The 7,622-nt window shown below is 64.5% G+C and carries 2 protein-coding genes; both read right to left on the bottom strand.

Annotated elements, in window-relative coordinates; genetic code table 11:
- Positions 1-5,780: two-partner secretion domain-containing protein (locus tag AC1RL5_RS09900; protein WP_493060562.1), on the bottom strand; the 5,780-nt coding region annotated here is incomplete at its 3' end.
- A gap of 27 nt (positions 5,781-5,807) precedes the next feature.
- The gene (locus AC1RL5_RS09895; protein ID WP_492589274.1) at positions 5,808-7,550 is read right to left on the bottom strand and encodes a ShlB/FhaC/HecB family hemolysin secretion/activation protein; all 1,743 of its coding nucleotides are present in this window, start codon (positions 7,548-7,550) and stop codon (positions 5,808-5,810) included.
- Positions 7,551-7,622: the final 72 nt, after the last annotated feature.

Genomic DNA, 7,622 nt, shown 5'->3' with positions numbered 1-7,622 from the left:
CGGCCACCGTTGATGCTCATGCCGCCATCGGCTTTCTTGCTGGTGTTGAGGGTCAGGTCTTTCCCGGCCTCGACCACGGAGGCGATGTTGGTGCTGTGGTAGCTCTCCTGCTGTTTGCTGCTGCTCTGACCAAAGGAGCCTTTGCCCTTCTTGGACATGAAAGAGGCAGTCTCATCCTTTGCCGACAGCACATTGAGATCGCGAGCAGCATCCAGGGCGACGTTCTGCCCCCCTTTAACCCGGCTGGCCACCAATGTCACGTCCTGGCCTGCCTTGATCGACAGATCACCACCCGCCTCTACCCGTGAAGACTGCTGGCGAACCTGATCGTCAGAACTTCTACCGTTACTGGTTTTGAACGAGCTATGACCCGCATTGGCCGCAGACTCGATGGTCACATCTCGCGCTGCAACCATCGACAAGCTTTGCTGGGTAGCAACCTTGCTCGCCACAACTTGAATGTCTTGACCCGCTGTTGCTTTCAGACTGCCGGCTATCTGGACGTCACTGGCATTTTGTGTGGTCTGACTACGCGTCCAGAGATCCTTCTTGAACTGGCCATTGCTGCTGTTCGCCTGTTCGGTGGACGTAATGGACAGGTCACGCCCAGCGCTGAGCACCGCATCACCGCCTGCGGTCAATGCACTGCCGGTATTTTTCAGGTCCCGGCTTGCAGTCAGGGTCAGATTGTTCGTGGCCTCGATGCGCGCTGCACTATCAACAAAATCGCGTTGCTCATTACTGGTGGAAGTGGAGCTCCGATGACGAGTCAAGGTTCGCTCGTTAACCACGTCCCCATCAGTTGCCGTCAAGACCACATCACGCCCAGCGACAACACCACCGGCCTTGTTCAGCAGATCCTTGCCCGCCGTCAGATTCAGGCCTTTGCCCGCCTCCACCAACCCACTATTGACCAGGTTCGCCCCCGCCACCGCCGACAGGTCATTGGCCGCGCGCAGGGTGCCGACGTTGTTCAAGTCCTTGCCGGCAATCAGGCTCACGTCCTTGCCCGCGATCAGGGAGCCGTTGGGCGCCAGGCGGTTGTTGGCCTGGGCCAGGTACAGCACGGGTACCAGCACCTGTTCGCCGTTCACTTCATGGCTTTCCAGCCAGACGATGTCGTGGGTCAGGGCGGCGACTTGCTCGGAGGTCAGGGTCACGCCCACCGAGAGATCAAGCTGTTGCTTGCTCTGGATGGCGTTGTCCATCAGGTGCTTGAAGAGCTTTTCGTTGCTGTCCTGGCCGTCGATAAAGCGCTGGCCGGTGCGGGCCACCATGGCTTGCTGGATGAGTTTCTGTTCGTAGAAACCGTCCCCCAGGCGCTTGGCGCTTTCATCGGGGTTGTAGCCCAGGTTGGACAGCAGGTAGTCCGAGCTCATGAACTGCTTGAGGTTGGTCAGCGCCGGGTTGGTTTCGATCAGGTACTTGTGCGGCCGGGACAGGCTCGCGGCGTCCGGCAGGCCGGCGATCTGCGCAGGCGTCGGGGCCTGGGCCAAAGTGCTGCCCTGGCCGCTGAGGCGGAACAGGCCGTTGCCGCCGGTGGGCAGGGTGAAGCCCGGCAGCTCCAGGGGGTTGACCTGTTGCTGGGCCAGTTCCGGGGGCAGTTGCGGGTTGATCCGGATCGGCGTCGAGTAGCCGTTGCCAACGCCGGTGTCGGTCAGGGTCTTGCCGGCGCCGACGTACTCGTAGAAGGAGCGGATCACGCTGTTGTCGAGGGTCTGGTCAGCCTTGAGGTTGACCTTGCCACCGGCCTGGATGGTGGCGGCGAAGGATTGGTCGCCGTCCACCACCTTGCTGCTGGAGGACAGCATCACCCCGGTCCAGGCAATGAAGGCGCTGAGGTCGGAGGCGAAGCTGCTCGAAGGCGTCGGGTTGTTGCGGGCGTTGAACGCGGCGGCTAGGGCTGCGGCGGTGCCGGTTTCGTTGACGAAGCTCCAGTAGCGCCGCAGGGTGGTGATTTCCTGGGGTTGCAGGCCCTGGTTGTGGACGGTCTCGGCCTTGATGTTGATGTCGCCGGCCGCGGTAATCAGGCTGCTGGTGTTGGTCAGGGTCTGGGTGTCGATCTGCAGGTCGGCGCCGCTGTTGAGGCTGGCGGCGGCGCTGCTGTTGGTCACCCGCAGGCGGTCGGTCTCGGCCACTTCCCACAGGCCGTTGATGCGGCCACCGCCGCGGTCGTCGCAGCCGGCGACGGGAATCAGGGTGCAGGACAGGCGGGTGATGCTGGCGGCACTCTTTTCGTGCTCGGTGTACTGCAACACGTCCATGACGTTGTTGAGGGTGCTGGCGGCGATGGTCAGCTTGCCCAGGCTTTCGATATCCCCGGAGCGGTTGTCCAGCAGGTCGGCCCTGGCTTGCTGGTCGTCCTTGGCGATCAGCGCGGCACCCAGGCTGTACACCTGGGCATAGCGGTTGGTGAAACTGTTGGTCAGCAACTGCATATTGCCGCCGCTGGAGATCAGGCCATGGTCGTTGACCAGGGTGGCGGCGTTGAGGCTCAGGTCTTCGCCGCTGCCCAGGGTGCCGGGGTTGTGGATGCTGGCGGCATTCAGCAGCAGCTTCTGGCTGGCGGTGATACGCCCGGCGCTGTTCAGCGCACCGTCGATCTTCAGGGTGCCGTTGGCGCCACCGGCGATGCTGGCGCTGTCCGCCAGGTCCAGTTGGGCGGCATGCAGGTCCAGTTGACCAATGCTGCTCAGGCGCCCCTTGCCGCTGTAGTTGCCGTTCAGGTCGAGGTTGAGCGCGGCGTCACTGCCGATCAGGCCGTCGTTGTTCCAGTGGCTGCCGCTGCCGGTCAGGCCGGTGCCCGCCAGGAGCTGGCCGTCGGCGGTCTGGGTCAGGTGGTCGACCTTGACCAGTAACTGATCGGCCTGGATCGAGCTACTGTTGGTCCAGCGCTCGGCTTCCAGGGTCAGTTGGCCGGCGGTCTTCAGGCGGCCGCCGACGTCTTCGAGGTTGGCCATGGAGATGCCGAACACGCCACTGCCGCTGTGCAGCAGGCTGCCGCCGCGGTTGTTGAAGCCGCCGGCGTCGAAGGCCAGGTCGTTGTTGGCGGTTTCCAGGGAGCCGTCGCGGTTGTCGAAGGTGCCAGCGATGCTGAACCGGGTCTTGCTGGCCAGGCCCAGGGCCCGCAGTTGCCCGCGCTGGTTGTCCAGGCTGGCAGCAGCGGTGGCCAGGGTACTGCCGCTTTCGATCAGGCCCTGGCGGTTGTTCAGGGCACCAGCGAGCTCCAGCTCGATCTGCCGGGCGCTGATCTGGCCGGCGCTGTTGTCCAGCTCTCTGGCGCTGATATGCAGAGCCTGCTGGGCGAAGAGCGCGCCGTCGCGGTTGTCGAGGCGGCCATCGGCCGCGGTTTCCAGGGTGGCGCCGCCGTTGAGGGCGGACACCTTGCCGGCCCTGTTGTCGAGGTGGCCCGCCTTGAGCGTCAGGTCGCCCTGCTGGGCAATCACTTGTCCGCCTTGGTTACCGGCGTCGGCCGCCACATCGAGGCCCAGGGTGGTCTTGGCCTGCAGCAGGCCTCTGGCGTTATCCAGACGCTCGGCATTGAGTTGCAGGTCGGCTTCGCGGCTGAGGATCTCTCCGCCATCGCTGTTCTGCACTTCGCCACTGGCGCTGATCAACACCGACTCATTGGCCGCGACCCGGCCCTTCTGTCGGTTGTCCAAGTGTTCGGTGAACAGCCGCAGCCACTGCTGGCTGGAGAGTTCGCCGCCCTGGTTCTCAACCTTAGTGCTGCGCTTGAGCAGCAAAGGGCCAGCGGCGGACAGGGTGCCCTGGTTGTTGATCAAGTGTCCCAGCAGGTCGAGGGTAACGCTCTGCTTGCCGGTGAAGGTGCCGTGGCTGTTGTCCAGGTCGCTGCCGATGAACCCCAGGTCGCCAACGGCGTTGACCGTGCCGCCCTGGTTGCCCAGGGTCATGGCCTGCAGGGTCAGGGTGGCGGCGCTGTCGATGGAGCCGCCCTGGCTGTTGTCCAGCCGGTCGCGCAGCTTGAGGCTTTGCTCGCCGGCGCTGGAGATCACCCCCTGGTGGCTGTTGTCGAGGCTGGCGGCCTTGACGTCCAGGGCCTGCTGGCTGACCAGGCCGCCGCCCTGGCTGTTGTTCAAGGCGTCGCTGAGGGTGACCTCGACACCGCCTTTGAGGCTGGAGACGGTGCCCTTGTTGCTGTTGTTCAAGCCCGTGCCGTTGAGGGTCAGGCCCTGCCAGCCCGACAGCAGCCCGCCCTGGTTGTCCAGCTCAGCGCTGCCGGTGATGGTCAGGGTCTGCTGCGCCAGTACCACGCCGGTGAGGTTGTCCATCCCGGCCAGCACCAGGTTGCTGCTGCCCTGGCTGGACAGCTCGCCACCGCTGTTGCCCAGGTGGCCGAGGGTGGCATTGAGGGACTGCTGGCTCTTGATCAGGCCGCCCTGGCCGTTGCGCACTTGCTCGGCATCGAGTTGCAGGCGCTCGGCGCTCAGCAGCTTGCCCTGACGGCTGTTATCCAGAGCCCCGGCACTGACCTTCACCTGGCGCTGCCCGCTCAGGGTGCCGCCCTGGTTGTTCAGGGTCTGGGTGGTCGTGACCGTCAGATCCCGGCTGGCCACCACGCTCTTGCCGCTGTTGTTCAGGGTATGCGCAGTCAGCGTGACATCGCCGTTCGGGTTGCGGCTGTTGTCGAGGTTGACCCCGGCTTCGATGATGCCCTGATTGTTCAGTTGCCCGCCGCTGCCCAGGTTGATGCTGTTGGCCGCCGCCAGGGTGTTGTGGTTGTTCAGGTCGTCTTGAGTTTGCACCTTGAGTTCGCTGCCGGCGTAGATCGCGCCCTGGGCCTCCAGGCTGCCGGCCTTGATCGCCACCGCGCCCTTCTCGGCAGTGACTTCGGCCATGCGCAACTGGCCGTTGGCATCCAGTTGGATATCACCGCCACTGGCGATCAGCTTGCCGTCGAGCTTCACCCCCACCCCGGCCTCGGTGCCCACCAGTTTGATCGCCCCGGCGTACATGCCGCCCAGGGCTGATGAGTCGATGGCCAGTTGCGGTGCATCCGCCGGGTTGGCGGTGCGGGCCGTGGCGTTCAAGGTCTTGGCGTCGACGTCGTTGGCCCCGGCGATCACCGCCAGGTGCCGGGCCTGGATCTCGGCGTTGATCTTGGCGCTGCGGGTGATGATTTCGAACTGGTCGATATTGCTCGCGTTGAGGCCCGCACCCTCGATGGCGACGCTGCCCTGGTCCACCTGGTAACGCTGGACCTGGCCGTTCTCGATCACCGGCTTGCCGGTGGTCAGGGTGGCTTTCGGGGTGTTGATGAAGCCGCAGCCGTTGCAGCTCACGCCATAGGGGTTGGCGACAATGACATGGGCCGACTGCCCGGCCACTTCGGTGTAGCCCTTGAGCTGGCTGGGGCTGCCGCCGTTGACCTCGTTGAGGATCACATTGGCCGCACGGCCGCCCAGGTTGGGGTTGCCGAGGATGATCCCGCCGAGCTGGGTTTCCTGGGTACGACCGGTGGCGTTGTTGAGGATCAGCCCCTGCTGGCCGACGTTGTAGTCGCTGAACTTGTTGTGCGACAGCCCGCCGCCATTGGGCGTGGCAATGTTGACGATGGGCACGCCATTGCCGGCCTGTCCCAGTGTTGTACCGCTGCCGTTGACCACGATGCCGTCGGCTATCGCCACCACGGGCTGCCAGAACATCACGTTAGCCAGGATGAACGCCAGACCGCGTTTGGACAGCCCCCAGAACGAACCCCGCGCTTGCAAGGTGGCGCAAGGCTGGCGGGCCAGAAAGGCGAACTGACGAGCGTCCATGTCGTATATCTCGGGCAAAGAGCGGAGTTAAAGGAACAGGTCCAGGCGGAAATAGATCGGGGCCTCCCGTTCACTCAGGGCTTCGGGCCGTTCGAGGGAATGGGCAAAGGTCACGCTGGTGGCAAGGTGCTTGCCCCGGGCGAAAAATTCGATGGAGTCGCTGGAGACCCGGCCATGCTGCTCGGCGTTGTAGCGGTCGTTGCGGATCGCGCCGAAGTCATAGCCCAGCCCCGTGCCGTATTCGGCGAACACCGGGCGCAGCCAGTCCCAGCCCACCGGACGAGTCCAGCGCAGGTCGTTGCGCCAGTAGTAGCCGCTGTCGCCATTGAGGCTCTGGTCCTTGTAGCCGCGGATCGAGGACTGGCTGCCCAGGCTCATGCGTTGCGAACTGAACAGCAGGTCCTCGCTGCGCTGGCCGGTGACCAGGCTGCTGAACACCAGGGATTCTTCCCCCAGCTTGAACGGCTGCAGGTAGCTGGCGGTGGCGCTGTACTTGCGATAACGGGCGTTGGCCTGGCGGTTGCCGAAACGGTCGCGCTGGTTTTCACGCTGGGCATCGAAGGCGCCGATGCCGTCCTGCAGCCCCAGGTCGAGGTTGAGAAAGCCGCTGCCGATGCGCCGGCCATGGTTGATGCCGAACTGCGCCTCGCTGAGGCGGTTGCTGCTGTTACTCAGCTTGCTGTCTTCGATGTAGTTGTTGGTGCGCAGGTAGCTCAGGCCGCTGTTCAGCGAGGTCTTGCTCAGGGCGTCGCGATGGATCACCCGCTCCAGGCGCAACTGGTGGTTCTGGCTGTCGCCGGTCTGCTTGAAGTTGAAGCCCACGGCCTGGGCCAGGGAACGGTATTCGCTCTGGCTGTAGCTGTAGCTGAGGTTCCACCAGCCAAACGGCAGGTTGTAATAGAGCATGGCGTTGCGCGAGGTTTTCTGGTGGTCGCTGATGGCGTCGTGGCCGCCGCGCAGCACCAGTTGGTCGGCCAGCCCCAGGGGGCTGTCCCATTCGAAGGAGCTGCCCCACTGCTGCTCGCCGGTGCTCTTCTGGCCCTCGTTGCTGCGTGATAGGCCAACGCGCCAGGGCTTTTGCGCGTTGTTCTTGACCAAGACCTCGCTGCCGCCCACGGCCTGGCCCGGGGCCAGTTCCATCTGCGCCTGGTTCGACGGCAGGCGGTTGAGCTGGTCCACCATCTGTTCGATCTGCCGCAGGTTGAGCAGCTCACCGCTACTGCCGGGGAAGGCCATGTTCAGCTCACGGGCACTGAGCTTGCTGCCTTCGGCGGCCTTGAGCCCTTCGAGCTTGCCTTCCACCACCAGCACTTGCAGTTGGCCGCTGGAGAGGTCTTGCTGCGGCAGGTAGGCACGGCTGGTGACCAGGCCTTTTTCGATATAGCGGTCGGTGATGACCTTGAGCAGTTCATTGAGCTGCGCTACCCCCAGGCACTGGCCGATGTAGGGCTGGAGCAGGCGCTCGCGCTCGGCAGCCGACAGCGAGTCGGCGCCCTTGAGCTGGATGTCCTTGATCGGGAAGCAGCGGCTGTCGGCCGGCGCCGTGGGCGCTACAGGCGCGGCGCTCTTGCCGGGCAGGTCCTTGAGTTCTTCGAGGCGCCGCTGCTGTTCTTCCAGCAGGCGGTTCTGGCGGTCGCGGATCAGGTCCTGGTCGCCGGGGTTGAAAGCCGGGCCCGGCAACGGCGCGGCAGTGGCGCTGGGCAGCGCAGTGACCAGCAGCAAGCAGGACAAGGCACAGCACAACCTCATCCCGAGGGTGGAGAGAGACATATTCGGTCCTTCGAAACGGCAGCAAGGGTAGAGAAAGGGCGCGCGATGTTAATGTGCCACCATTCTGACGTC

Source organism: Pseudomonas sp. GW822-FHT06D10 (assembly GCF_058799535.1).
Note: the sequence above shows the minus strand (reverse complement) of the source record. Positions and strands in the feature narration are given on the sequence as shown.

Excerpts from the sequence above, each read along its gene's own strand:
- AC1RL5_RS09895 (WP_492589274.1), bottom strand. The coding sequence starts at position 7,550 with ATGTCTCTCTCCACCCTCGGGATGAGGTTGTGCTGTGCCTTGTCCTGC.